Origin of the sequence: Bacillus sp. CH30_1T, from assembly GCF_008364765.1 — a bacterium.
Lineage (GTDB): Bacteria > Bacillota > Bacilli > Bacillales > Bacillaceae_B > Rossellomorea.
In genome coordinates, this window is the sequence record NZ_VTUY01000004.1 from 367,884 (window position 1) to 391,350 (window position 23,467).

28 protein-coding genes and 1 other annotated feature are annotated in these 23,467 nt (G+C 39.0%); of the genes, 22 read left to right on the forward strand and 6 right to left on the reverse strand.

Annotation, left to right across the window (positions count from 1 at the left end):
- Positions 1 to 11: 11 nt before the first annotated feature.
- Positions 12 to 1,580, reverse strand: a complete 1,569-nt coding sequence (locus F0342_RS09410) for a sodium/solute symporter (protein WP_149155696.1) — start codon at positions 1,578 to 1,580, stop codon at positions 12 to 14.
- Positions 1,577 to 1,945: a hypothetical protein gene (locus tag F0342_RS09415; RefSeq protein WP_149155697.1), complete on the reverse strand. Its 369-nt coding sequence runs from the start codon at positions 1,943 to 1,945 to the stop codon at positions 1,577 to 1,579. Before F0342_RS09415 ends, F0342_RS09410 begins: the two co-directional genes overlap by 4 nt.
- A 216-nt stretch (positions 1,946 to 2,161) precedes the next feature.
- Between F0342_RS09415 and F0342_RS09420 the strand changes: the two genes are divergently transcribed.
- Complete coding sequence (locus F0342_RS09420) at positions 2,162 to 3,412, forward strand: helix-turn-helix transcriptional regulator (protein ID WP_149155698.1); 1,251 nt, start codon at positions 2,162 to 2,164, stop codon at positions 3,410 to 3,412.
- Positions 3,413 to 3,550: 138 nt separating this feature from the next.
- Here the strand turns inward: F0342_RS09420 and F0342_RS09425 are convergent, their stop codons facing one another.
- On the reverse strand, positions 3,551 to 4,096 hold the full coding sequence (locus F0342_RS09425; protein ID WP_149155699.1) for a GNAT family N-acetyltransferase: 546 nt from the start codon (positions 4,094 to 4,096) through the stop codon (positions 3,551 to 3,553).
- A gap of 337 nt (positions 4,097 to 4,433) precedes the next feature.
- On the opposite strand from F0342_RS09425, the gene F0342_RS09430 reads away from it, so the two are divergent.
- From F0342_RS09430 to F0342_RS09495, 14 genes are all read left to right on the forward strand, one after another.
- Positions 4,434 to 4,700, forward strand: coding sequence for a CD3324 family protein (locus tag F0342_RS09430; protein ID WP_149155700.1), 267 nt, complete (start codon positions 4,434 to 4,436; stop codon positions 4,698 to 4,700).
- Between the two features lie 180 nt (positions 4,701 to 4,880).
- A complete protein-coding gene (locus F0342_RS09435) occupies positions 4,881 to 5,519 on the forward strand; it encodes a FusB/FusC family EF-G-binding protein (protein ID WP_149155701.1) in 639 nt (212 codons plus the stop codon).
- A gap of 160 nt (positions 5,520 to 5,679) precedes the next feature.
- Complete coding sequence (gene rlmN, locus F0342_RS09440) at positions 5,680 to 6,750, forward strand: dual-specificity RNA methyltransferase RlmN (RefSeq protein ID WP_044337210.1); 1,071 nt, start codon at positions 5,680 to 5,682, stop codon at positions 6,748 to 6,750.
- Positions 6,751 to 6,917: 167 nt separating this feature from the next.
- Positions 6,918 to 7,964, forward strand: coding sequence for an ArsR/SmtB family transcription factor (locus F0342_RS09445; RefSeq protein ID WP_149155702.1), 1,047 nt, complete (start codon positions 6,918 to 6,920; stop codon positions 7,962 to 7,964).
- Between the two features lie 14 nt (positions 7,965 to 7,978).
- Positions 7,979 to 9,205 (forward strand): MFS transporter, encoded by a 1,227-nt coding sequence (locus tag F0342_RS09450; protein WP_149155703.1) that lies wholly within the window; start codon positions 7,979 to 7,981, stop codon positions 9,203 to 9,205.
- 180 nt (positions 9,206 to 9,385) lie between these two features.
- Positions 9,386 to 10,735 carry an NAD(FAD)-utilizing dehydrogenase gene (locus F0342_RS09455; RefSeq protein ID WP_149155704.1) on the forward strand — a complete coding sequence of 450 codons (1,350 nt, stop codon included), beginning with the start codon at positions 9,386 to 9,388 and terminating at the stop codon, positions 10,733 to 10,735.
- 94 nt (positions 10,736 to 10,829) lie between these two features.
- The gene (locus F0342_RS09460) at positions 10,830 to 11,195 is read left to right on the forward strand and encodes a hypothetical protein (protein WP_149155705.1); all 366 of its coding nucleotides are present in this window, start codon (positions 10,830 to 10,832) and stop codon (positions 11,193 to 11,195) included.
- Between the two features lie 50 nt (positions 11,196 to 11,245).
- Complete coding sequence (locus F0342_RS09465; protein ID WP_149155706.1) at positions 11,246 to 11,680, forward strand: hypothetical protein; 435 nt, start codon at positions 11,246 to 11,248, stop codon at positions 11,678 to 11,680.
- Positions 11,681 to 11,733: 53 nt separating this feature from the next.
- Positions 11,734 to 11,976, forward strand: coding sequence for a hypothetical protein (locus F0342_RS09470; RefSeq protein ID WP_149155707.1), 243 nt, complete (start codon positions 11,734 to 11,736; stop codon positions 11,974 to 11,976).
- Positions 11,977 to 12,070: 94 nt separating this feature from the next.
- Positions 12,071 to 12,805 carry a GNAT family N-acetyltransferase gene (locus tag F0342_RS09475; protein WP_149155708.1) on the forward strand — a complete coding sequence of 245 codons (735 nt, stop codon included), beginning with the start codon at positions 12,071 to 12,073 and terminating at the stop codon, positions 12,803 to 12,805.
- Positions 12,806 to 12,868: 63 nt separating this feature from the next.
- On the forward strand, positions 12,869 to 13,060 hold the full coding sequence (locus tag F0342_RS09480; RefSeq protein ID WP_149155709.1) for a hypothetical protein: 192 nt from the start codon (positions 12,869 to 12,871) through the stop codon (positions 13,058 to 13,060).
- Between the two features lie 318 nt (positions 13,061 to 13,378).
- Positions 13,379 to 13,813 carry a MarR family winged helix-turn-helix transcriptional regulator gene (locus tag F0342_RS09485; protein ID WP_188048467.1) on the forward strand — a complete coding sequence of 145 codons (435 nt, stop codon included), beginning with the start codon at positions 13,379 to 13,381 and terminating at the stop codon, positions 13,811 to 13,813.
- Between the two features lie 38 nt (positions 13,814 to 13,851).
- Positions 13,852 to 14,487 (forward strand): nitroreductase family protein, encoded by a 636-nt coding sequence (locus tag F0342_RS09490; protein ID WP_149155710.1) that lies wholly within the window; start codon positions 13,852 to 13,854, stop codon positions 14,485 to 14,487.
- 24 nt (positions 14,488 to 14,511) lie between these two features.
- A complete protein-coding gene (locus F0342_RS09495; RefSeq protein WP_149155711.1) occupies positions 14,512 to 14,808 on the forward strand; it encodes a putative quinol monooxygenase in 297 nt (98 codons plus the stop codon).
- Positions 14,809 to 14,891: 83 nt separating this feature from the next.
- Here the strand turns inward: F0342_RS09495 and F0342_RS09500 are convergent, their stop codons facing one another.
- Complete coding sequence (locus F0342_RS09500; protein ID WP_149155712.1) at positions 14,892 to 16,565, reverse strand: ribonuclease J; 1,674 nt, start codon at positions 16,563 to 16,565, stop codon at positions 14,892 to 14,894.
- A gap of 165 nt (positions 16,566 to 16,730) precedes the next feature.
- On the opposite strand from F0342_RS09500, the gene F0342_RS09505 reads away from it, so the two are divergent.
- The 4 genes from F0342_RS09505 to F0342_RS09520 all read left to right on the forward strand — a co-directional run bounded on the left by F0342_RS09505 (position 16,731) and on the right by F0342_RS09520 (position 20,619).
- The gene (locus F0342_RS09505) at positions 16,731 to 17,390 is read left to right on the forward strand and encodes an O-methyltransferase (protein ID WP_149155713.1); all 660 of its coding nucleotides are present in this window, start codon (positions 16,731 to 16,733) and stop codon (positions 17,388 to 17,390) included.
- Positions 17,391 to 17,448: 58 nt separating this feature from the next.
- Positions 17,449 to 17,656 (forward strand) — a binding site (T-box leader).
- A 268-nt stretch (positions 17,657 to 17,924) separates the two neighbouring features.
- Entirely contained in the window at positions 17,925 to 19,172 is a 1,248-nt protein-coding gene (tyrS, locus tag F0342_RS09510) for a tyrosine--tRNA ligase (RefSeq protein ID WP_149155714.1), read from the forward strand.
- A gap of 154 nt (positions 19,173 to 19,326) precedes the next feature.
- Entirely contained in the window at positions 19,327 to 19,647 is a 321-nt protein-coding gene (locus F0342_RS09515) for an ArsR/SmtB family transcription factor (protein ID WP_149156069.1), read from the forward strand.
- A 111-nt stretch (positions 19,648 to 19,758) separates the two neighbouring features.
- Complete coding sequence (locus F0342_RS09520) at positions 19,759 to 20,619, forward strand: permease (RefSeq protein WP_149155715.1); 861 nt, start codon at positions 19,759 to 19,761, stop codon at positions 20,617 to 20,619.
- A 213-nt stretch (positions 20,620 to 20,832) separates the two neighbouring features.
- On the opposite strand, the gene F0342_RS09525 is transcribed toward F0342_RS09520, so the two are convergent.
- The gene (locus F0342_RS09525; RefSeq protein WP_149155716.1) at positions 20,833 to 21,087 is read right to left on the reverse strand and encodes an STAS domain-containing protein; all 255 of its coding nucleotides are present in this window, start codon (positions 21,085 to 21,087) and stop codon (positions 20,833 to 20,835) included.
- A gap of 124 nt (positions 21,088 to 21,211) precedes the next feature.
- Here F0342_RS09525 and F0342_RS09530 point away from each other — a divergent pair, with 124 nt between their 5' ends.
- The 3 genes from F0342_RS09530 (at position 21,212) to F0342_RS09545 (ending at position 22,606) form a co-directional block, all read left to right on the forward strand.
- Entirely contained in the window at positions 21,212 to 21,487 is a 276-nt protein-coding gene (locus F0342_RS09530) for a GNAT family N-acetyltransferase (protein ID WP_188048469.1), read from the forward strand.
- 113 nt (positions 21,488 to 21,600) lie between these two features.
- Entirely contained in the window at positions 21,601 to 21,777 is a 177-nt protein-coding gene (locus tag F0342_RS25700) for a pentapeptide repeat-containing protein (protein ID WP_426892923.1), read from the forward strand.
- A gap of 340 nt (positions 21,778 to 22,117) precedes the next feature.
- Positions 22,118 to 22,606 carry a GyrI-like domain-containing protein gene (locus tag F0342_RS09545; RefSeq protein ID WP_149155720.1) on the forward strand — a complete coding sequence of 163 codons (489 nt, stop codon included), beginning with the start codon at positions 22,118 to 22,120 and terminating at the stop codon, positions 22,604 to 22,606.
- A gap of 46 nt (positions 22,607 to 22,652) precedes the next feature.
- Here F0342_RS09545 and F0342_RS09550 read toward each other — a convergent pair whose 3' ends face one another.
- Positions 22,653 to 23,270 (reverse strand): acetate uptake transporter, encoded by a 618-nt coding sequence (locus F0342_RS09550; protein WP_395940672.1) that lies wholly within the window; start codon positions 23,268 to 23,270, stop codon positions 22,653 to 22,655.
- Between the last annotated feature and the right edge of the window lie 197 nt (positions 23,271 to 23,467).

Consider the following 23,467-nt stretch of genomic DNA (forward strand, 5'->3'; position numbering starts at 1 on the left):
ATTACTTATTTTTAAGCTGCTTCTGATTCTTTCGAATGAACTTTTTTCATGAATTCGTTTACATCACCAGGGACTCTGCGGTCGATCTTTGAAACGATATATACAGAAAGGAATCCAATCGGAACCGTGATTAACCCGGGTACATTAAACTGTAAGAATTCAGGTAGGGTAGACTTAAAGAAAATCATGTACATTGAAGTAATTAGGCCGATAACAAGTCCGCCAATTGCACCTTTCTCTGTCATTCCCCTCCACCATATACCCAGGATGAAGATTGGTGTAAACGTACTCGCTGCAACCGTAAATGCCAGTGCTACCAGATGACCGATGGAAGCTTCTTTTACCATTAGACCAAGAACACCGTATAAAATACCAAGAATGATAATCGAAACCTTTCCTGCTAATACACGTTCTTTTTCTGTAATATTTTTCCGGAAGAATGTTGCATATAAATCATGAGCCAATGCACCGGAGCTTGCAATGAATAAACCGGATAGGTTTGAAAAGACGGCAGCAAATGCGCCCGCAATTACAAGACCAAGCAACCACTCCCCACCAAGGGCCTGCGCAGTAGAAGGAACAACCATATTGTTTCCTCCGGCTATCAGGTCTTTCATAACACCTGGATCTGTGTCCCCGCTTAGAAAAATCGAGCGCCCGACCACTCCAAGATATACGGCGAAGAAAAAGAATACACTTGCAATACCTATTGCCATAAGAGCGGACTTACGAGCTGCTTTAGCACTAGGATTTGTGTAGAAACGAAGCAAAATATGCGGAAGTCCAATCGTTCCGAGTGAAAGTCCGATTGTCATTGATATGGTTTGCCAGAATGATGGGAAGTAATTGCCGGTACCTGTCCAAGCTGCACCATCAAAAGGTATATCCTTTCCATCAGTAGAAAAACCAGCAGTTCCTGAAATAACCCCTTTAAATTCATTAATCGAAGCCAGGATTTCCTGGTAATGGAGTCCACCATAGATAGCAGCACCAACCATAAGGAGAAAGGCACCTAGACGAATCCATAGTTCGAGAGCCTGGTTAAGTGTAGTCCCCTTCATGCCACCGATTCCAACGTAAAAAATCATTACAGAACAAGTGAAAATGATTCCAAATTCATAGCTTGTCCCGAAGAACATACTTAAAATTTGAGCAGCACCAAGTAACTGGGGGGCTGCATAGAATCCGGAAATGGCTAAAACAACAGCAACTGCTGCGAGGCGTGCACGTTTGCTGTGAAAACGATACGCTAAAAAGTCCGCCACTGTATAGGCTCCGAATCGACGAAGTGGACCTGCTACGAAAATAGCTAAAAGAGTTAGACCTATAGAAAAGCAAAATGCATAATAAGCACCATCATAGCCAAGCTGATAGGTTAAACCGGCAATACCAAGAAAGGTTGCTGCGCTTAAATAGTCTCCTCCTATAGCTGAACCGTTAGTAAACCAGCTAAAGCTTCTACCTCCAACAAAATAATCAGAAGCAGTGGCATTTCTTTTTGATAAATAGGTGATATAAACGATCGTCCCCATTAAGAGGAGCGTTAATAGGAACTTTGGTTCTAGTAAAACACCCATCAATTGATTCTCCTTTCCTCAGAAGATGTACTGGAGTGGGTGGGAATGGGGCGATCATTATTTAAACGTTTTTCATAAAGAGTAGTATGTACATAGGCAATGATGAAAGCCATCGCCATGGCAACGATACTTGTGAAAAACCAACTATACGTCATACCACCCCACATACGTGAGAACATAAAACCATCTGCATACCAATTCAATATCGGGATTGATAAGATAAAAACATAATAAAATAGCGTAAGTTTAATTCCAGTACTGAATTCACCCTTCATGATTTTTCTTGTTTCCGGATCGAGTGGCTCAAGTTCACTGACATCTATAGTTTCTGCAGCCACATAATCATATTCTGAATACTCTCCAGCCATAAAAGACCCCTCCTTAAGGTTTGAGCTTTTGCTGATTTTTGATTACTGTCCTCCTTTACCAATGCTAAGATAGTATAAAATTGATTTTACGATATAAGAAGAAAATATACCTTACAATAAATTATCAGAAATATACAAATATTTAATATAATCTAATTTATATTCTATAATTTAGTTTAGAATTAGACATCATTATGTATATCATAGGAAGGCAGGATGGACGAAAAAGTGTATTCAATGAAGCTAGTCGTAAGAGATCAAATGGAATATGAAAAGCTGGAAGACTGGATTACAGAAGAATTTATGGGAAACATTGCTCTGGTGGAGGAGGAAGTGAAACCGACTTATATACATATAGCAATTTTTGAAGTAAGTACATGGCATGATTGGGTGAAAATACATCGATTTCATAAACGTAATAAAGAATGCAAAATCATTCCTTTGCTGGAGCCAACATTATTATATACATCACCCCTTGCAGTTGAGTTGAAATTAAGCAGTTTAATAGTCAAATCTGTAAAAAAACATAAATTTATTCGAATATTAAAACAGGTTATAGGGGGGATTTCAAGTGAGGGTCATGTATTGACTAGTGACAATGTCATTGGGCTTCATGAGGAACCAAAGAAAGGAAACCACATGTTTCCTTTTCAAGAAGCATTTTTACGAAGATTACTTTCTGGGGAAATAAATTCTGAAGAGGAATTGATTCAATCCCGATCTCTCTTTCCAGTTGATGGACTGCCAAGTGTGGTATGTTTTATACAGGGATTTATCAGATGCCCATCCTTTCAAGAAGAGCAAGAGTGGCATGCATCAATGATTATTCAAGATCACTTTAGAAAGCGCTTTCGTGAAGGTTGGGTTTCGTTTCTATCATATCGTAAACACTTACTTATGCTCATTAGGATTCCATCGAAGTATGGATCTTTAAAGCAATGGAAAGAAGGAGAAGAAAGTATTCTTGATGCGATTGAGGGATTAGAAAGGGAATATGGGATCCATCTTTATATTGGTGTAGGGTCCATCTATCGAGAACCACTTCTCCTTCATCATTCATACCGGGAAGCATATAAAGCCAGGCGTACGTCACCATATGAGAGGTTATCCCTTCGTTATTACGAAGAAATCACAAAGGACCAGCAGATACAGAAATGTACGGACTATATAGCTCATTGTTGCACAGATAATCTTTCAATAAAACAAGTAGCTGAACAGATTAATTTTAGTGTACCGTATTTCAGTAGATTTTTTAAACAAGAAACGGGACGGAATTTTGTTGAATATGTCACCTTTGTTCGTCTTCAGCGTGCTGTGTGGCTCTTACGTCATACCAACCATACTATTGAGTACATTGCTGAAGAGCTTGGGTTCAATACACCCAATTATTTTAGTGGTACCTTCAAAAAATATGTTGGTCTTCCTCCAAGAGAATACAGAAGGACGGAAGAAATTATTTTTATTTAATAATCCAGGGGACCAGACTATCTTTTCTGACTATTCAGATGGATTGGGAGTATTTCTGTCCCAACGTAATAGTACACCTTAAATGATCTCAAGAGGAGGCGATTCTCAATGAGAATCGCCTTTGTAATGAGTGATCCCTTAAGAAAAAACCCAATCTTTCCTCAACAAACTATACGTTACAAGATCCTCATAATGATCATATAACCATTGACCATCTCTCGTTACGCCTTCCTTTGTAAATCCTAATCGCTCTGGTATGCCAATACTTTTCGTGTTGTTAACGGCGCATTGAATTTCTACACGATTGAGCTCCATTTGTATAAATAAATAGTTTAATAGAGAAGAGATTGAAAGGCTTATAATTCCTTTACCTTGTGCATCTTGAGAAAGAAAATATCCGATACTAGTGCTTTTAGTTTTCCAGTCAACAAAATGAAGACCAATCATACCAACCAATTTGCCATGAAAACGAATGCCTGCATCAAAACCATTATTATCCGCGTAATTCCGGATCCAGATAGGAATGATCGCTTCAAAATCCTGTGGTGACTGGCGCTTGTCCACCCATAGCAACCATTGCCGAAGATGCTCCCGGTTGGAATCAATTAGTTCATATAGTTCATCTTTGTGGTGTTGCTGCAAGATCTCAATTGAAATATTATCATTAACATTGAATGAAAACATGTAAACATCTCCTTGAAAATATTTTAGAAAATTATACCATGTTATAAAGTGGTTTGAATTTATTGTTTTAGAAAAAATAATATAATTTTTGTTAAATGATGTGAAAGAAAGTGGAATTATTTTATAATAGAAGAAATTGAATTTTTTCTTAGAGGAGGTGGTGACATGGTAACGAAAACAATCTTACCAGAGTCCCAAGCGTCTCATGCAAAGCCTGTTATTAGAAAGGCGATACTTTGCATGGGGCGGAATCAAACTTAATCGCCCTTAAAGTTCATTTCTAGTAAGTCGGCTTTGCACCTTATTTATTTAATTAGAAAATAAGGGGCTGACTGAAATGAAATATGTGAAAGCGGAGAGTGTTTTACCACAATCCCTTCTTGTTGAAATCCAGAAATATGTACAGGGTGAAACCCTTTATATACCTAAACCTAAGGTTAAATACCGAAAATGGGGAAGCCGTTCTGGAAGTAGAAAAGAAATTGATGAACGAAATGTTGAAATCAAAGAGGCTTTTTTGAATGGAAAGACAATTCAAGAATTAGCCGATCATCATTACCTATCAACAGAAACAATTAAGAAGATAGTGTATAGAAAGCGCTGATGTTTATGTCAGTGCTTTTTTTATGTATAGATTGATTCTTAACTAAACTGTACATATCTTTCTGAGATGTACCGGTATATAGTAGAAATAGGGTTGCACGGAATACCTGTGCTCCTTGACTCATCTTGAAAAGCCCATTTAAGATGATGATAATGACAAATGTTTTTAGGAGCGATTAACATGGAACCATTTATTCGGAATGATCAATATAATTTCATAACGTATCAGACACAAGTGCTGATCAATGGGTATTCAACAGTGAATGATCTAAGTGTCCTTCAAGCCTTGAAAGGACTTGTGAAAGATAAGGTCACAAATTTGTTCGATGAACTGTCTCAAGCTCAACAGAACATACTTGATCCAATCGGGAATATCAGGGATTCTGACCAGGCGGAGGATTATTTAATTGGATTAAAACCTTATGTATTTCCATTTCCATCTGTATCTGATGCCTCATTGAAAAAATTATTCCCGAAAGTGAAAAAACTAAAGACTCCCGATTGGGAATATGTCGATTTCAGGGATCTCTCCTATTTAGGCTGGAATGATTACGGACAGGAGCGAAAATATATCGTCGCTGAGTATGAGGGGAAATTGAAAGGATTTAAGGGTACCTTCAAAAACAGCAGCAAAAAAGGAATTTGCACGATTTGCAACACCTTTGGAAGCATAGGGTTTTACATGTCTGAATCGAAAACATCATCTCAAGGAAACTTTGTGAAGAAAGGAAATTACATCTGCCAGGATAGTGATGAGTGTAATGAAAAGCTTAAAGACAAAGAGAAGTTGGATGATTTTATTCAAAGAATCAATCATTAAAGGATGCGCCGAGCAAGGGTTTTGGCGTATTTATATTCTATTTATACTTTATTACGGAATTCCAATTCTTCTCAACACTTATAAATCCCTTGAAACATTACCATACTTTAAGTAGTATAGATAAGTAGAAAATTGTAGAGTTTCGAAATGAGGGTTTTAAATGGAAAAGAAGTCCATATACGGATTAACATTAGATCAACTGACAACATGGCTGGTCGAGCATGGGCAAAAGAAGTTCCGTGCGGCTCAGGTGTGGGATTGGTTATATAAAAAGAGAGTGACAAACTTTGCGGATATGAAGAATCTAAACGCTGATTGTGTACAATTGCTGGACGATCACTTCTATCTTCATACACTCACTCAAGAGGTAAAACAGGAATCGAAGGACGGCACAATCAAATTCTTGTTCAAACTCGAGGATGGAAACCTGATAGAAACAGTTCTTATGCGTTTTAATTACGGTCTGAGTGTGTGTGTGACGACTCAGGTCGGATGCAACATCGGTTGTACATTCTGTGCGAGTGGACTACTCAAGAAGAACCGGGACCTATCGAGCGGTGAAATTGTCGAACAAATCATGAACGTCCAACATCACTTGGATGAAGCAGGAAATGGAGAACGAGTCAGTCATATCGTCGTAATGGGAATTGGTGAACCATTCGATAACTACGATAACATGATGGACTTCTTCCGAGTAGTGAATGATCAAAAAGGTCTTTCCATCGGTGCTCGTCACATCACTGTATCAACAAGTGGTCTGGCAGATAAGATTTACAAATTTGCCGACGAAAACATTCAAATCAACCTGGCTGTTTCCTTGCACGCACCAAACAACGAATTGCGTACGAAGATCATGAAGATCAACCGCGCGTATCCTTTAGAGAAGTTAATGCCCGCCATTGATTACTATTTAGAAAAAACCAATCGACGCATCACCTTTGAGTATATTTTATTGAGCGATGTGAACGATCATAAAGAAGAAGCTATACAGCTGGCCAAATTGTTAAAGAATAAGCGTCATCTTTCTTATGTGAATTTGATTCCTTATAATCCAGTTGACGAGCATAACCAATATCAAAGAAGTACGAAAGAAGCGATTGTTGAATTCTACGGTACGTTACTTGAACATGGAATCAACTGTGGAGTCCGTGTGGAACAAGGGACGGACATTGATGCAGCATGCGGTCAATTGAGAAGTAAGCAGATCAAGAAGGATAAGGTTAAATCTTAATACTTTATTGATAGAGCACACGAATTCCTGAGTGGGATTTGTGTGCTTTTTTTGTTTGTAAAAGTTGCTTATACTTTAAAAGAATATTCTAAAAATATTGAATATACAATTCTGAAAGTATAGAATTGTTTGCAAGGATCAAATTTTTGGAAATGAGGTGTCTCTATATGGATGTGCTCCATATGACCAGTCGGAAAAGAGAAACGTATGAGGTAAGAATCGAGGCTTCTCTTCTTTGGGAATGCGCTTTGGGGATTGCTGCAGTCACAAATACAAGGCTTATTTATACTTTAGAAAAACCAAAAGAGTCATGGGACAGGTTAAAGAAATCTTTATCTGAACCATTGATAGAGGACTTGAAATTTGTTGAAAAGAATAATACGTGGAAATCCCTACTCCTTTTGCTGCATCAAAAAGAGTTTCAGGATTTGTCTGAATTTCTCACGTTTCTGGATGAGTTGGATGATGAAAAGCTCAGATTCAACAGCATTCCATACATAGGGATTAAATTTGAAGATCTTCGAATGCTTGCTGCAGAAGGGGATCAGTCATCACGAAACAGATTGAAAAAGCAGACAGAAGGTAACCGGTTTTTTCCTGATTATATTGAGTTTGTCTGCACAACCCAAGTAAATACCCTTAGGGATCACCTGAAGAGCGTCATGTCCCGGTGGTATGAAGAAGTGATTGTTCCACAGAGAGAAACATTATCTCAAATACTGAGAAGAGATAAACAAGCCAAAGAAAAGATGAATGGAAATCTGAAGTCCGAGGCCATGGTAGAATGGGCAACCGGAGGAATTACCTATCTTCCGGAGCCGAGTGTTCATACAGTTCTGTTGATCCCTCAGTCGATTTATCGCCCTTGGAACGTAGAAGGGGATGTTGAAGGAGTAAAGGTGTTTTATTATCCCGTAGCCAATGAAAGCATCTATCCGGATGATAAGGATATGCCAAACTATTTTCTGGTACAAAAGCATAAAGCCCTTGGGGATGAAGCGCGCCTCCGAATGGTGAAATTACTGAAGGGGTCAAATCGTACTCTCCAGGAAATCACGAATGTGCTGAACATGGGGAAATCAACGGTCCACCACCATTTGAAAATTCTCAGGTCCGCAAGGCTGGTCGAAACGCAGGATGGAAAGTATCGGCTGAAAGAGAATGCGGTTCAATCTTTATCGAATGAATTGATGCAGTATTTAACTAAGGATTAAAAGGGGTGACCGGTATGGAAGAGCGTGCGTTCAGACTAAATCAAGTGGAGGAATTCCCACCTTTAAAGAAAAACTATTCTGTTTTCAGATTTATGGGTGGTAATCTGATTTCATTTTTCGGGGATCAAATTTATTTAATCGCGATTCCACTAATGGTATTAACCATCACTGGATCACCGGTGAGTATGGGGATTGTGGCGGCGCTTGAACGGTTACCGATTCTATTGCAACCCTTCGCAGGTATCATGTCCGACAAATTCAACAGGAAGCACCTGCTCCTTTTATGCGATTTAGGACGATGTTTAATGGTTGGTATGATGGGGGTTCTATTTATCTTGGAGGTACTCGAGATGTGGATCGTATATCCAGTTGTGTTTGGCATCGGATTATTAAGCCAAATATACAATACATCTCAATTTGCTTCAGTACCGAGCCTGGTGAGAAGAGAAGACCTTCAGGCAGTGAATTCACTGAATTCCGGGATATTTAACTTAGCGGTTTTTTTAGCACCCGGTTTAGGTGGGTTAATCATTTCCTTTTTTAATCCCGGATATGCCCTGATGGTGAACAGCATCAGCTTCCTGGTCTCTTTTCTTGCCATTGCGAGTCTCCGGATGAAGATGAATGAGAGAGATTCATCAAGGTATTCCATATGGGGAGAGATCAGGGAGGGATTTGAATTCGTTGCAAAGACCAAGCCGATTTTGTATACCAATCTAGCCATGGTATCTTCTGTGTTCGGAACCACATTATTTCTCACTTTATTGGTGTTTCACCTTAAGGATTCAATCAATGTAAATACGGTCATGATTGGTTGGTTATTATCGATGGGAGGAGTAGGTGCGATTGCAGGCGCGATAACTTCAAACCTTTTTCGGAAGCGGTTTTCTTATCGGAGCATTTTATTTACTGCCTCTGTCATTGGAGGGCTTTCGATCCTGTGTTTTGGCTTGCTAGAAACCTATTTTTGGCTTGTGATCATGAATGCAGTCGGGACCTTCTGTGCTTCGATGATGAGCCCGTGCATCATTACGATCCGGCAAACGTTGACACCCGATCACTTATTAGGAAGGGTCCAGGCCACTAGCCGCCTCATGACATGGGTATTCATGCCCCTGGCCGCATTTCTTGCAGGAATATTGGCTGACTCTATTGGTACAGACCTAACCATCATGCTCGCTGGAGCTATCTCTACACTGGCCTCCATTCCTTATCTCCATCACAGTTTGAAAGATAAATAGAGGGACGGACCTCTCACAACTCTGTTTTATGGTAGGATGGAAATGGAAATCATATTGGTGAGGAGAATTCAGATATGATCACTGAAAGTCAATTGAAAGAGAAATTAAAAAAGATCGATTTTAACCGTTTTAATATAAAGTGGCATAAGCAACATTACAACTAAGAAAGGGGAGCAGAGGATGCAATCGAATCATTATGACATCACGATTATCGGAGCAGGAGTGAGCAGTGTGTTTCTCGCTTACACCTTGATGAAGCACAATGAACATATCTCCATCCACATGATTGATCTCGGAAAAAAACTGAGTGAACGTACATGTGGTTTAGATGAAGGAGGAGTATGTACTTGTGAAGGCATGTGCAGTAAATACATTGGGTTTGCAGGTCTAGGCAAATCAGAGGGGAAATTTAATTATACGAATGATTTCGGAGGAGGGCTTGGTAGGAAAATTGGAGAACAAACGACAATTGATTTGATGAAGGTAGTAGACGACATTCTCTGCGAGTTTGGCGGTGACATCATCCCCTCCTATAGCACGAAAAACGAGTCACTCTCGAACAGAGCAGGGATGGTTGATTTAAAGGTGCTTTCAACAGAGGTCCGTCATTTAGGAACACGTTTAGCGAGTGATATTTTTCAAAGAATGTATGATGTGCTGGAAAACCGTGTTACGTTTAGTTTTGAGACTCAAGTTGAAACGATTTCTAAGATTGAAGAGGGCTTTCATCTAAAATCCAATTGCGGTGATTTTACGACAGGAAAACTAGTGATTGGTACAGGAATGAGTGGGAGCACATGGCTGAAAGAACAAGCAGGATCACTTGGACTTTATCCAGGAGAAACCCGTCTGGATTTGGGGATGCGTGTGGAAATGAAAGGAGATCAGCTTCAATCGATATTAAAAGATACATTTGAATCGAAGCTGAAGATCGAAAGGGAATCATTCAGTGCGACTACCTATTGTATGAATCCAAGAGGGAGGATCATAAGGAAGCACCAGCATGGCTTAGTGATGCCAGACGGACAAAATGCCCGTGAAGAGGATACACCAAGTACGAATCTGAACTTCAGCTTGTTCATTCCACGCTATTTTCTCTCCCATGATGAGGCAATGGAATATGCAATGAACATCATAGGTGGAATCAATCAAGGACGAGAGCGTATCGTCGTTCAGAAGTTGGAAGATTTCAAATTACATAGGAACACAGTAACGTTGCAGGGGAATCTGGTAGGTCCGTCCCTCAAAGCGGATTATGGGAATCTTCGGGAAGAGGTTCCGGAATTGTATGTGATAGCGCTCGAGGAGTTTTTTGCTTCTTTGGAAAGGCTCATTGGTGAGACTATACATCCTGATACACTTTTGTACGGTTTGGATGCGAAGTTCTATGAACCTAAATTACCGACGGATCAGAACTTTGAAACAGGCGTGTCAAATTTGTATCTGATTGGTGACTGCTCGGGAGAAACCCATTCATTATCGCAGGCAGCGGCAAGTGGTATTTATTTAGGAAAACATCTGGGAATATAGGATGTACCATTTAATGATAAAACTGGAATATTTTGAAACCTTTCTGTTTGTTTTTTCGTATTAGTAGAAAAAAACAAGCAGAAAGGATTTTTTTATGGGATTAAGAGTAGAAAAAAACGAATTTGAATATGAAACGATTGTAGATTATCATCCAAAAAAGCAGATGAGTATGTACTCCTTCCTTCGCCTGTTGGGAATTTTTATTTTCGCAGGGTGGGGATTCATGTTCTTCACTGTCCCGCTAGATCTCAATCATAAATTCGAATTGGTTCAAGTGAAGGGGATTCATGTAGATGTGCAAAAGACGAAAGAATTCTTTCTATGTCTAATCACTGTAGGATTTATATATTTTGGATTGCTATATTTATATTTTGAAAGAATGTGGGGAAGGACGTTTTTATTGATAACTTTATTAAGTCTGGGGGTAATCAATGGCATCTTATTTTTCCTTTCATTTTAATTCTTCTAATCTAATATGATGGGAATAATCTATGAATGGAGGCAACCCAAATGAATTACTATCTTAATATTTTATTAACCATTGTCATCCTGATTGCAGGGACTGGCCTTGCATTCTTCATTGACCAATTCAGTAAACAATTAGAAAAGTTCATTCCTTCTAGGTACTTATCATTTACGATCATCGTGATCCTCTTCACACTAATGACTGGCGCAACGGCAATGACGAGCTCTTTGGGAGGATGGAGCTTAATGGATACGGCTTTCATTTCCAGCCTCTGCTTTTTTGCCCTTGGTTGGCTCACTAATATTTCAAAACGAGCTGGCATTAATCAGGCATCAACGGCTGCTAAGTTCATCACGAATAATCAATTTAAATATGAATATGAATCAGCGAGTTCTTCTAATAAGAGTCCTTATTTTACTGCGAGTCTGCTGTTTCTCGTTTTGAGTTGGGGGATTTCATTTTGGATGGCTTATAGTTAATTGGATGAGGAGGGATGTTTTTTGTCTGATTGGAGTGTCTTGTTTCAATTATCATGATCATTATGACAGTTCTAGCTTTGACTGTTTTTACGATTATGAAAGTTACAGGACAGGATAAAAAGAAGAGAATTTGGGCGGGGGTTATATGTTTACTCCTTACACCTGTTGTATTTATCTTGACTGGTTTATCCGTAAGTCCATTTGATCCTTCTGGTTTTGGAACAGGCATGGTCATGATGATTTACGGTAAGAATGGTTTGAATGGTGCAGGGAAATTGACCCGGTTGAACTGTTGATTGCTGCAGGGATTACTACTGAAAAGAAGAAATAGACTTAGCTTCCTATAACTTTCACGGTGTACTCATTACATTGAGAAAAGGAGGATTTTCAATGAATAAGGAACAAAAGCAACTCATCGAAAAAGTGAAAATCATTCAAGGTGATAATTATGCGACCATCGAGGATACGAGTGATTTGACCATTGAAGAACTGAAAGAACTCGTCAGTTATTTGGATCAGAGCCCGCCCTATCATTCTCTATCTAACTTGAAGATTCTTGTGAATCAAATATTCTCCCCGGAAGTGGATGAGTATTTAGAGGTAAAAGGATATGACTTGGTTGATGAATTTGTGACTGTGCATAAAAAGCTTGAGAACTCGGAAGTCAAACATTCATTTACATTGAAAAATTTACATATGATTCCAGAAGAAGAGTTTGCTCATATTTGGATGCAATCTATGGAGGGCTCCCTTAATGCTCCATCTTGTTTAACCATGCCAGAGCATATGAAAAGTGTAGCAGTCGAATTGGGTCACAGCTATAAGAATTCTTGTATTGCGATTTATGAAGGAGATCAGCCTATCGGTGTCATGATGCCACATATAGAACCGGGCACGGTAGATGAGGGAAGGTTGTTTTATTTCGGGTTGATTCCTGATGAAAGAAGCAAAGGAAAGAGTAAGGTTCTTCATAAATTGGCACTTAATCTGTTAGAAAAAGAGTTTCATGCAAAAAATTATATTGGGGGGACAAGTAAGCATAACGCTCCGATGATCCGAACATTTATTGCAAATGGATGTGAAGTGAAGGATGTGAATAGGGTGTTCTATAAGAAATCCCTTTAGTACTGTGACCAGCAGTGTTATAATTGATGAATTGTTCAAGTAGAAAAGGAGAGTTAACACCTTATGAAATATATGAAATCACAAATGAAACTGTTAATCAGAGATAATAAAGAATTGCAAGCCCGTCTGAAAGTATTGATGGATGAGATGAATTTGGAGCGTACGTTTGCTCTTAAAGCATTGTATCATTCAGAGGTAGCAGAAGGCGGAAAATTTCAGGCTGCCTATCAAGCGTTAGACCAACCAAAGGAGTAAGTCTTTTATCTGTGAAATCCCGTATAGTAAACTCATACAAGTGACGAGCCCTGAGTTTAGTTTGTTTAAGAAATAATAGAGCATATTGAAGGCCAGGTAGGAGAGGACTTTCCTTATAACCTGGCTTTTTTCTTTTTCACCCAGCAAAAATCTCCTGTTTTCACTCACTCTTCACTTTCCACATTTGTCAGAAAGATTCGTTTAAATCATTACGGTTTTCTCCCAAGAGCCAAATGTTTGACTTATAAATCAATATGTAATATATTAATTGACAGGTCAACGATTGACCCCTCAATTAATGAAAAGGAGGAGGATGCTTTGTCCATCACGGGTCGTGAAGAGGAGAAGATAATCGTTCAACTAAATGATATATATAGGCAAATGAGTCCTAAGTTTGAGCGCTGTACCGGAATTAGTCAGTCTCGTTTGGATCTTTTGCACAAGTTGTTTGAAGTGGAAGAAATCAGTCAAACGGCTCTACAAAGAGAAGTGAATATTGATAGTGCAGCCGTGACGAGGCACTTAAAGCAGCTTGAAGGAAAAGGGATGGTCTCCCGCCGGAAAAATCCTGATGATAACAGATTTACATTTGTCCGGTTGACAGAAGAAGGCCGTAAAAAAATAGAGGCTTATCGTGAAGAGAAAGAGATCTTTATCTCAAAAGTCTTTAGAAGGTTTACAAAAGAAGAACGTTCGGTTTTATCGGAAATGCTAAATCGTATTCAGGATAATGTTTCGGAGATCGAATACTAGAAAGTTTAGACTTATCTATATAAAAAGGAGAATGCACCATGAATCAAACAAAAATCAATAACTTTAACCAAATCATAACAGGCCGTCGTTCCATCCGTAATTATGACCCGTCTGTGAAAATCAGTAAAGAAGAAATGACAGAGATACTAACCGAAGCCACTCTTGCACCATCATCTGTAAACTTGCAGCCATGGCGTTTTGTTGTCATCGACAGTCCAGAAGGGAAAGAAAAACTTGCACCTCTTGCGAAATTCAATCAGACGCAAGTCAAAACTTCTTCTGCAGTGATTGCGGTATTTGTGGATATGAACAGCCTTGACTATGCGGATGAGATTTACAATAAAGCTGTAGAAGAAGGATATATGCCTGCAGAAGTAAGAGACAGACAGCTACCATCTATTAAAGGATTACTACAAATGATGACAACTGAACAGTTCAGGGAAATGAACCTCATCGATGCAGGGTTAGTATCCATGCAACTCATGCTTGCTGCACGTGCTCACGGATTTGATACAAATCCCATCGGGGGATATGAAAAGGATCAAATTGCTGAAGCATACGGTATGGACAAAGACCGTTACTATCCAGTCATGCTGATTTCAATCGGAAAAGCGGCAGATGCAGGCTACAAATCTGTTCGCCTGCCAGTAGAATCCATCACAGAATGGAAATAAAAATAAGATAAGAGGAGAAATTATATGATTATTATACATGCAGAATTTCATATTAATCCAACCAAAGAACAAGCATTTTTAGAAGAGATTCGCCCACTTGTAGGAGCATCCAGAGCAGAAGAGGGAAACATTTCATATGACTTAATGAAAGATACTGAAAGAGAAAGTGTCTATACAATGGTAGAGGTGTGGAGGGATGCTGCTGCCGTTGAAAATCACAATGCGAGTGAGCATTTTGCTTCATTTGTTGGAAGAGCGCCTGAGTATTTAGCGGCTCCTTTAGATGTGAAGATTTATGAAGGAAACAAGGTAGAGAAATAATTCATTTAATGGGCACCTGACTTTTGGTTAGGTGCTTTTTTTCATTAAAAAATGCCAGGCGCATAAGCACCCGACATTTCGAATTACACTTCAATAATGATCGGTAAAATCATAGGTTTCCTCTTTAAATGCTTGAATAGGTATTGACCTACGTCTTTTTTGATCGCCTGTTTCATTTCTTTCCAGTCCCTTATATTTTCTGCAGACAATTCATCTACGACTTTTTTAACGAGATGGTTTACGTCCTTTAATAGGTCTTCTGAGTTTCGTACAAAAACGAATCCCCGTGAAATGGTATCAGGTCCAGAAATGATAGAATGCTCCGACTTACTAAGGGTAATAACAATGATAAGCATTCCATCTTCAGAAAGTTGCTTTCGATCACGTAAAACAATTGATCCGATATCTCCGACGCTCAAGCCATCTACAAAGGTATCTCCTGCAGGAATGGCACGCGTTTGCCGGGCAACGGAATTCTCAATATCGACGACTTCACCGTTTTTTATTATAAAAGTGTTTCCTGCTTCTACTCCTACCGATTCAGCCAAGATTTGGTGATGATGCAGCATTCGGTATTCACCATGTATAGGAATAAAATAAGTCGGCTTCATTAATGTTAGCATTAGTTTTAAGTCTTCTTGATACCCGTGTCCAGACACATGCATGCCTGTTGTACTTCCACTTCCATAAATCACGTCGGCACCAAGTTGAAATAAATTATCCAGAATACGTGATACGTCCTTTTCGTTTCCTGGTATAGGTGAAGCAGCCAGAATGACAGTGTCACCTGGATAAACGTATACGTCCCGGAAGCTTCCTGTCGAAAGGCGACCTAGTGCAGCCCTGGGTTCCCCTTGACTTCCCGTACATAAAATCGCTACCTTTTCGGGAGGTAATGCATCGATTTCACGAGCATCAATCAGCATCCCGTCAGGCACGGTTAAATAACCCCGTTCAATGGCAACTGAAACTACATTGATCATGCTCCTTCCTAATAATGCCAGCCTCCTGTTTGTCTTGATGGAAGCATCGACTACCTGTTGTACCCGGTTGACATTGGAAGCAAAGGTTGAGACAAAGATCTTTCCAGTGGCTTTCAAGAACGCTTCATCCATATGATTCCCCACCATTTGTTCAGAAGGGGTCAAGCCGCCCCGCTCCGCATTCGTGCTTTCAGAAAGTAAGACCAATACCCCTTCATCACCGATCCTGGCCATTTTATGAATGTCTGAGTATTGATGATTGGCAGGGGTTAAGTCGAATTTAAAGTCTCCAGTATGTACGACATTTCCTTCCGGCGTATGAAATACGATACCTAAACAATCCGGAATGCTGTGACTTACCTTGAAGAACGAAACATCGATCGTTCCGAAATTCAGGTTGGAATTTGAGTCGATGGTTACAAGTTTTGTCTCTCTTATAAGCCTGTGCTCTTCTACTTTTAGTTCGATTAATCCTAAAGTGAAATGTGTAGCATAAATGGGCATGTTAATTTTTTTTAGAAGATAGGGAATGCCACCTATGTGATCCTCGTGGCCATGAGTGACAATTAATCCCCGTATTTTATCTTTGTTTTTTTCCAGATAAGTAACATCAGGAATGATTAAGTCGATTCCTAAAAGACTTTCATCAGGAAACTTACCTCCACAATCAATGATGACAATATCATCACGATGTTGAATGACATACATATTTTTTCCGATTTCGTTGATTCCGCCAAGTGCAAAAATGGATAATGCCTGTTCATTGGTATGCAAGAATGAACCCTCCATGAGAAATTGTTTTGGTTATTATGCCCGAATAGGTTGATTTCATTAAGGTATATTTTGTTTTAAGCAATAAAATGTTACATGAAATGGTTATTTATATGGTAAATTATGCTACTATTGTTTATGAATGATACATACTAAGGAGAGATGATGATGACATCAACAAATGCATGGACAGAAGTAGATCAATATTTCACGAGTAAACTTCAAGTATCAGATCCACTTATGGATTCTGTATTGAAAGCAAATAGTGAAGCAAAACTTCCTGCAATCGATGTATCTCCGAATCAGGGGAAGTTTCTCTCACTGCTTGCACAGCTTAAAGGAGCGAGACGTATATTGGAAATCGGGACCCTTGGAGGCTATAGTACGATCTGGCTTGCCCGTGCACTGCCCGAGGACGGCCATCTTGTAACCTTGGAATATAGTGAAAAACATGCAAAAGTAGCCGCAAAAAACATTCAAAATGCTGGAATGGATCAAAAGGTGGAAGTTAAGGTAGGTGCTGCATTGGATACGTTGCCGACTATTGAGGGTAAGTTTGACTTTATTTTCATTGATGCAGACAAACAAAACAATGCAAATTATTTAAAATGGGCACTCGAGCTTTCTCAACCTGGAGCTGTCATCATTACAGATAATGTGGTACGAGGTGGAAGAGTAATCGATGAGAACAGCGTAGATGAAAGCGTTCAGGGAGTTCGCTATTTTATTGATATGTTGTCTAAAGAGCCCCGTATTGATTCAACGGTTGTTCAAACCGTCGGGTCTAAAGGTTACGACGGGTTTGTAATGGGTATTGTGAAGGGATAAAAAATTATTATTGTATTTTATTGGATTCTTATGTAAAATAAATGAAAATTCATAAATCCTAAATGTCATGATAGGAACGAGTAGTGACTTATCTCCCTGGTGAAGAGAGCTGATGGCTGGTGGGAATCAGTACAAAGATAAGCGCGAATTACCTCCTTAAACATTCTCTGTGAACCTTAGTAGCAGAGAACGGCCGGTCCGTTAATCGAATGAAGTGGAAGAGAAATCTTCAATGAGGGTGGTACCGCGTTAACCACGTCCCTTTTTTAGGGACGTGGTTTTTTGGTGTGATTTTTGTTGAGAGAGTAGATAACGGCGAAATCTGAAATATAACGGCGGAATTTTCATTTTAACGGCAAATTTCGAATTATAACGGTGAAATCACAAATGCTTCGTCCGCAATCAAAATATATAAGCGGAATCTTTGTTTTATCAGCGAAATCCAGGATTTATCATCGAAATTAGATGATTTCAAAGATGACGACCAACCTGACAAGTATATAAACGAGTCATATCAATGAAGGAGGAATGATCATGCAACACAAATGGGAAGCACTTTCACAAGAACAACAGGCAGAAGTGGAAAGGCAGTTAACCGTATACAAAAATGGAGTTCATGAAATCATCCCAGAAGCAGAATTAAGGCAAAAACTAGTCAAGTCAATTGCAACTGGAGTACCATTGAAAATCAAGCTTGGTCTAGACCCGACCGCTCCCGATGTTCACTTGGGTCATACGGTTGTTCTGAACAAATTAAGGCAGTTCCAAGAAAACGGTCATATCATTCAGCTCATTATTGGGGATTTCACCGGTAAAATCGGTGATCCGTCTGGTAAGTCTGTCGCAAGGAAGCAGCTGACAGATGAAGAGGTGAAGAGAAATGCCCAAACTTACTTTGAGCAATTTGGGAAAGTCCTCGACAAAGAGAAGGTGGAGCTTCATTACAATTCCAAATGGTTGTCATCGTTGAATCTTGAAGATGTGATTCATTTATCATCGAAGATCACAGTTGCTCGATTAATTGAAAGAAAAGATTTTTCTAATCGGTTGTCAACAGGGAAGCCAGTCTCGCTTCATGAGTTTTTCTACCCGTTAATGCAAGGATACGATTCCGTCGCATTAGAAAGTGATGTGGAACTTGGCGGGACGGATCAGCAGTTCAATGTGTTGATGGGAAGACATCTTCAGGAGCAGTACAACCAGGAGAAACAAGTGGTCATATTACTTCCTTTACTTGAAGGCCTTGACGGCGTAGATAAAATGTCAAAATCAAAACATAATTACATTGGAATTGATGAAGATCCTAACCAAATGTTTGGGAAGACGATGTCGATTCCGGATGAATTGATTATTAAATACTTCAATCTGATAACGGACTTATCTTTAGATGAGAAATCGAAAATAGAGAAGGAATTAATCGAAAGGACTCTCCATCCTAGAGACGCCAAAATACGATTAGGAAAAACCATCGTGTCCATGTACCACGGAGAAGAAGCAGCCGGGCAAGCCGAGAACAATTTTAAGAAAGTATTCCAAAAAGGCGCCATTCCTGATGACATTCCAGAGATACAGTGGACAGGTGAAAGTAGGGTGTCCATTATCGACTTACTTGTTGAGTTAAATATGCAAGCTTCAAAGAGTGAAGCGCGGCGGATGATTCAAAATGGAGGAATCAGAATCAATTCAGAAAAGGTTCTGGATATGCAATTAGAAGTAGAAATTGAAGATGGGCTGATTGTGCAGGTAGGGAAGAGGAAGTATAAAAAGCTGAGAATTATGTAACTCCGTAAGAAAGTCGTCTAATCAGCATGAATAGATGGCTTTTTTATTTTATTATAATAAATCAAATATTTTCGATTTATCAGTTGACTTAATGGAAAACCTTGCATATAGTAAGGATATATCAAATAAATTTGATTTAAAAGGAGCAGATAGCATGAATAAACAAATTCCGTTTAAAGATATATCACTGGATTCAACCTTCAGTAAATACGAAAAAAAATTCAAAGCACTTGCAGATCAAAAAAGGTTATTTATCCTGCACCAAATTACTGAAATGGGAGAAGTGTGTGTATGTGACTTATCGGATAAATTAGACTTACCCCAATCTAAACTTTCCTACCATCTGAAGATTTTAATGGACGCTGAGTTGATCTTGAAAGAAACGCGAGGCACGTGGAGTTACTATACATTAAATCACACTGAATTGAATCACTTGTTATCCGAACAACTTTGCTGCTTGTTTAGGCGTGAATAAAGTGATTAATTTGCATAGTGACATCTTATGATTTATTAATCAAAATAATTTGATGTATAATTTTCGATGATTAATCAAGAAAAATTGATTTAACATAAGGAGGCAGTCAAATTGACTATATTAAAAGATTTTATCAGTATTGCCCTTGAATTAACGGCACTATTTGTTGGAATATCCTTTGTGATTCATTTACTTCAAGGCTTTATTCCTTATAAAAAGATGGAGGAGCTGATGGATAGGAGCCATCCACTATTTAGTGCTCTGGTAGCTGTAGGTTTTGCATTCGTCACACCTTTTTGTTCCTGTTCAACCATCCCTATTGTTGTAAATCTATTGCGAAATAAAGTCCGTTTTCCGATTGTGATGGTTTTCCTTTTCGCCTCACCTGTACTGGATTTAACGATTCTTTCCTTAATGACGTACTTACTGGGGTGGAAAGTAGCTATTGCATATACAATTTTAACCACATCTTTTTCTATTATCATTGGATTTACGTTGAGTGCATTTGGATTTGAAACACAACTAAAGAATGTCATGGTAGAAAATTTCTCACCACCTGAGAATGGATTCAATATTAAGAGGGCTATAAGAGAAACACACTCTCTCATGAAAAACGTGTATCCTTTTCTTATTATCGGGGCAGGGATTGGTTCGGTTATTCATGGTTCTGTTCCAACAGAATGGATTACAACCTATTTAGGAGGCGAGAATTGGTGGATGGTGCCGATAGCTGCGATTATCGGGATTCCTTTATACATCCGTCTATCTACAATGATCCCGATCTCTCAGATTCTTATTGCTAAAGGAATGGCACTGGGACCAGTAATGGCTCTAATGATTGCATCAGCAGGTGCAAGCCTTCCGGAAGTGACTTTACTCCATAGCATTTTTAAAAAGAAGCTTGTACTTGCATTTATTGGCTCTGTCCTCATCATGTCCACTATGTCGGGGTTCTTATTTTACTTTATATAAGGAGGTGAAAAAAATGAATTGGTTAAAAAGTTTGATTGGTCAGAAAGTACAGGAGGATTGCTGCAAAGTGAAATTGGTTGAAGTAAAAGATGAAAATGTTAAAAAGGAATGTTGTCAAAAATGAAAAATGAAGCCCTCGTTTTCTAACGTAGGGCTTCATCTTCTTTTGAGGTAAATTTAAGTAAAGAGAGTTTGCGACTATCTTCTTTCAAATCAATGAGTCGGCGTTTCGGTTAAATTAAAGCCAATATACTTCAACGCAGATTCTAAATTGCGTACTTTAACAATAGGTAGTTGGGATAATTTTCCGTTCTCCTTTTCGTGAATCGCAATATCAGGTGTAATTCCTGTAAGAATCGACTCAAAGCCCATGATCTTCAGTGATTTTGATTTTACTAAGTTGATAAATACCGTTGGGAAAACTCCATCTAAAATGAGCAGACCGGATAAGTCAATAATAAAGTACACCGTATCATGAGTGGAGCCATAATCGAGAACTTTATTAATTATTTTTTCTGCACGTATTTCATCGAGGACTCCTTGAATACTAAGACAGCCACCAGGCTACGACTCCATCGAGATGGGGAAGTATTTGAATTATTTCAAAATCATTTATCAAGAAGAGCTTGTAGGAGGTGTGATTGTCACGTTAGAGGGAAAGCGCCATGGAAGAGTCGACCGTATCTTTGTTGATCCAAATTACCAGGGAAAAGGAATTGGTTCATCTACCATAAGATTAATAGAAGAGAAGTTTCCAAAGGTGAGATTGTGGGAACTTGAGACATCTCGAAGGCGGCTGAATAATCATGCCTTTTACGAGAAGATGGGGTACAAGAAAATCTTTGAATCAGAAGATGAATTCTGCTAGGAGAAAAGGATACAGCCTGATACTACAGAAGAGGTTGAGACGAGGGAAATTCCATTCAAGGTGACACCTTGAGACAAGTTGACCTTTCTCGGATGCAAGTGGAACAGAGCGAGATGACGGAGACAGATTTCTATGGTATCGCAGGGAGTCACTCCACATTTAGCAACAGCAAGCTAATGGGAGCTCAATTTAGCAATTGCAATCTAAGGGAATCACGCTTTCAAAATATAAATTTCAAAAAATCCCTGTTTGCTGATTTGAATCTTCACATAGTGAATTCGCCCATGTGACTTTCGGGGGCGTGTATGTTCATGACACGACTCTTGGAGAAGAGGATGAACCTGTAAGATTTGAGCGCTGTGACCTTAATGGGAGCCAGTTTAAAGATTGCAATCTGAATAATGTTGAATTAGTAGATTGTGAGACGGAGGGAATGAGGAGCAATAATATTTTGGTGAAGGATCTTTTAGAGGCGTATAAAGTAGTACGAAGGAACAAATAAACTATTGAATATTCTGGATCAATGATCAAATGCAATCACCAATATTATATTTTTAAAGGGTTCCGGAGACTCAATATCGAATAATACCCACGATAGCCAAAACATTATTTATTATAAAGGGGAAAACTATGGAGAAATTTGATTTTGAAATTGTTGAGATACCTTCATACAAAGCCGTCGGATTAAAGTGGGAAGGTTCTTACAACGAAATTCCTGAGCTAAAACGTATCATCCATCATATGAGTCAGCGGGTAAATGAGCTAGAAGGTGCACTTCATCCCAAAATCCAGCTTGGCTTATCCTATCATGTACGACCGGATGGTTTTCTTCATTACTCAGCCTATGAAGTATGTGAAGATCAAGCGATCCCGGAAGATATGGAGGAGATCACGATTCCAGCAATGAGTTATTTGATCACTCACCATAAAAAAGGTGATGATATCGGTCATACTTACCATCGTATTTATCAATGGTTCAAAGAGAGCGAATACCAACCTTATAGCGAACCGAACGTTGAATACTTCGATGACCTTCCCATCAAGCATGAAAGATATCCCAGTGACCGAGATTTAAAGGATCCTCATTTTGACATCTTGATTCCTGTTTTGAAAAAATAATGGAAGAAAAGAGATAGGTGAGCATTTCATCTATCTCTTTCTTCACTTACTTAAATATCCCGAATGGTTTTCCTACAGGAAGTGTTTCTCTCCCAAAGTGGGTGTTCAACACACTTGCAGCAGAGCCGTAGAAGCTGAATAATGCAATAAACAACTCAGAAATGGCCGCTAATTTATGCATGGCTTCAGGTGCAATCCCAAGTGTAGACAGGGAAAGGCCGATAAATAAGAAATCAATCAAGACAAAAATAATGAATAATACCTTATGTGTTTCCATGGCACCAAAGGTCATAAAAATACTGAAAATCAGGTAACCAATATACGCAATCCCCAGTTGGTGTGGGTCAACTGCAGCAGCCGCTGCTTCTCCAAATACACCGAATGAAATTAACCAGGATGTTCCGACTCCAAGCCAAAATAGGCCGAATGCTCCAAATGCAGTGGATCCGAACGTATTATTATGCTTTGCATCCCCAAAGCATGCGATCAGCTGTGCAATTCCACCAAGGAATATCGCCCATGGTAATACAAATGAAACGCCATCCGTCCATCCAAGTTTCGCTGAAGAAGCGACAAGGGTAACCATAGCTAATCCAAAAAGTCCAAGAGCAGATGGATCGGCTGTTGCTATTTGAACTCGTTGAGTGTTTAGTGTTTGATTCATGATGATACCTCCTATTAAACATACTTGACTAATTTACATAAAAAAGTCTTCATATGCAATAGAAAATATTATGTAAGCATAACTTTCATAAATATAGGCGGTTTTAGATGTAGTTGAGTTCTAAAAGTGGGTTTAGCTGATAAAATCAAAATTTCGCTGATATATTTTGGATTTCGCTGATAAATTGAAAAATTCGC

What these genes read in the sequence shown, in the direction of transcription:
- F0342_RS09420 (WP_149155698.1), top strand. Translation starts at nt 2,162, where the DNA reads ATGGACGAAAAAGTGTATTCAATGAAGCTAGTCGTAAGAGATCAAATG.
- F0342_RS09515 (WP_149156069.1), top strand. Translation starts at nt 19,327, where the DNA reads ATGAATAAACAAATTCCGTTTAAAGATATATCACTGGATTCAACCTTC.
- F0342_RS09415 (WP_149155697.1), bottom strand. Translation starts at nt 1,945, where the DNA reads ATGGCTGGAGAGTATTCAGAATATGATTATGTGGCTGCAGAAACTATA.
- F0342_RS09475 (WP_149155708.1), top strand. Translation starts at nt 12,071, where the DNA reads ATGAATAAGGAACAAAAGCAACTCATCGAAAAAGTGAAAATCATTCAA.
- F0342_RS09490 (WP_149155710.1), top strand. Translation starts at nt 13,852, where the DNA reads ATGAATCAAACAAAAATCAATAACTTTAACCAAATCATAACAGGCCGT.
- F0342_RS09470 (WP_149155707.1), top strand. Translation starts at nt 11,734, where the DNA reads ATGATCATTATGACAGTTCTAGCTTTGACTGTTTTTACGATTATGAAA.
- F0342_RS09445 (WP_149155702.1), top strand. Translation starts at nt 6,918, where the DNA reads ATGGATGTGCTCCATATGACCAGTCGGAAAAGAGAAACGTATGAGGTA.
- F0342_RS09450 (WP_149155703.1), top strand. Translation starts at nt 7,979, where the DNA reads ATGGAAGAGCGTGCGTTCAGACTAAATCAAGTGGAGGAATTCCCACCT.
- rlmN (WP_044337210.1), top strand. Translation starts at nt 5,680, where the DNA reads ATGGAAAAGAAGTCCATATACGGATTAACATTAGATCAACTGACAACA.
- F0342_RS09465 (WP_149155706.1), top strand. Translation starts at nt 11,246, where the DNA reads ATGAATTACTATCTTAATATTTTATTAACCATTGTCATCCTGATTGCA.
- F0342_RS09455 (WP_149155704.1), top strand. Translation starts at nt 9,386, where the DNA reads ATGCAATCGAATCATTATGACATCACGATTATCGGAGCAGGAGTGAGC.
- F0342_RS09505 (WP_149155713.1), top strand. Translation starts at nt 16,731, where the DNA reads ATGACATCAACAAATGCATGGACAGAAGTAGATCAATATTTCACGAGT.
- F0342_RS09495 (WP_149155711.1), top strand. Translation starts at nt 14,512, where the DNA reads ATGATTATTATACATGCAGAATTTCATATTAATCCAACCAAAGAACAA.
- F0342_RS09550 (WP_395940672.1), bottom strand. Translation starts at nt 23,270, where the DNA reads ATGAATCAAACACTAAACACTCAACGAGTTCAAATAGCAACAGCCGAT.
- F0342_RS09425 (WP_149155699.1), bottom strand. Translation starts at nt 4,096, where the DNA reads ATGTTTTCATTCAATGTTAATGATAATATTTCAATTGAGATCTTGCAG.
- tyrS (WP_149155714.1), top strand. Translation starts at nt 17,925, where the DNA reads ATGCAACACAAATGGGAAGCACTTTCACAAGAACAACAGGCAGAAGTG.
- F0342_RS09480 (WP_149155709.1), top strand. Translation starts at nt 12,869, where the DNA reads ATGAAATATATGAAATCACAAATGAAACTGTTAATCAGAGATAATAAA.
- F0342_RS09435 (WP_149155701.1), top strand. Translation starts at nt 4,881, where the DNA reads ATGGAACCATTTATTCGGAATGATCAATATAATTTCATAACGTATCAG.
- F0342_RS25700 (WP_426892923.1), top strand. Translation starts at nt 21,601, where the DNA reads ATGACGGAGACAGATTTCTATGGTATCGCAGGGAGTCACTCCACATTT.
- F0342_RS09545 (WP_149155720.1), top strand. Translation starts at nt 22,118, where the DNA reads ATGGAGAAATTTGATTTTGAAATTGTTGAGATACCTTCATACAAAGCC.
- F0342_RS09430 (WP_149155700.1), top strand. Translation starts at nt 4,434, where the DNA reads ATGAAATATGTGAAAGCGGAGAGTGTTTTACCACAATCCCTTCTTGTT.
- F0342_RS09460 (WP_149155705.1), top strand. Translation starts at nt 10,830, where the DNA reads ATGGGATTAAGAGTAGAAAAAAACGAATTTGAATATGAAACGATTGTA.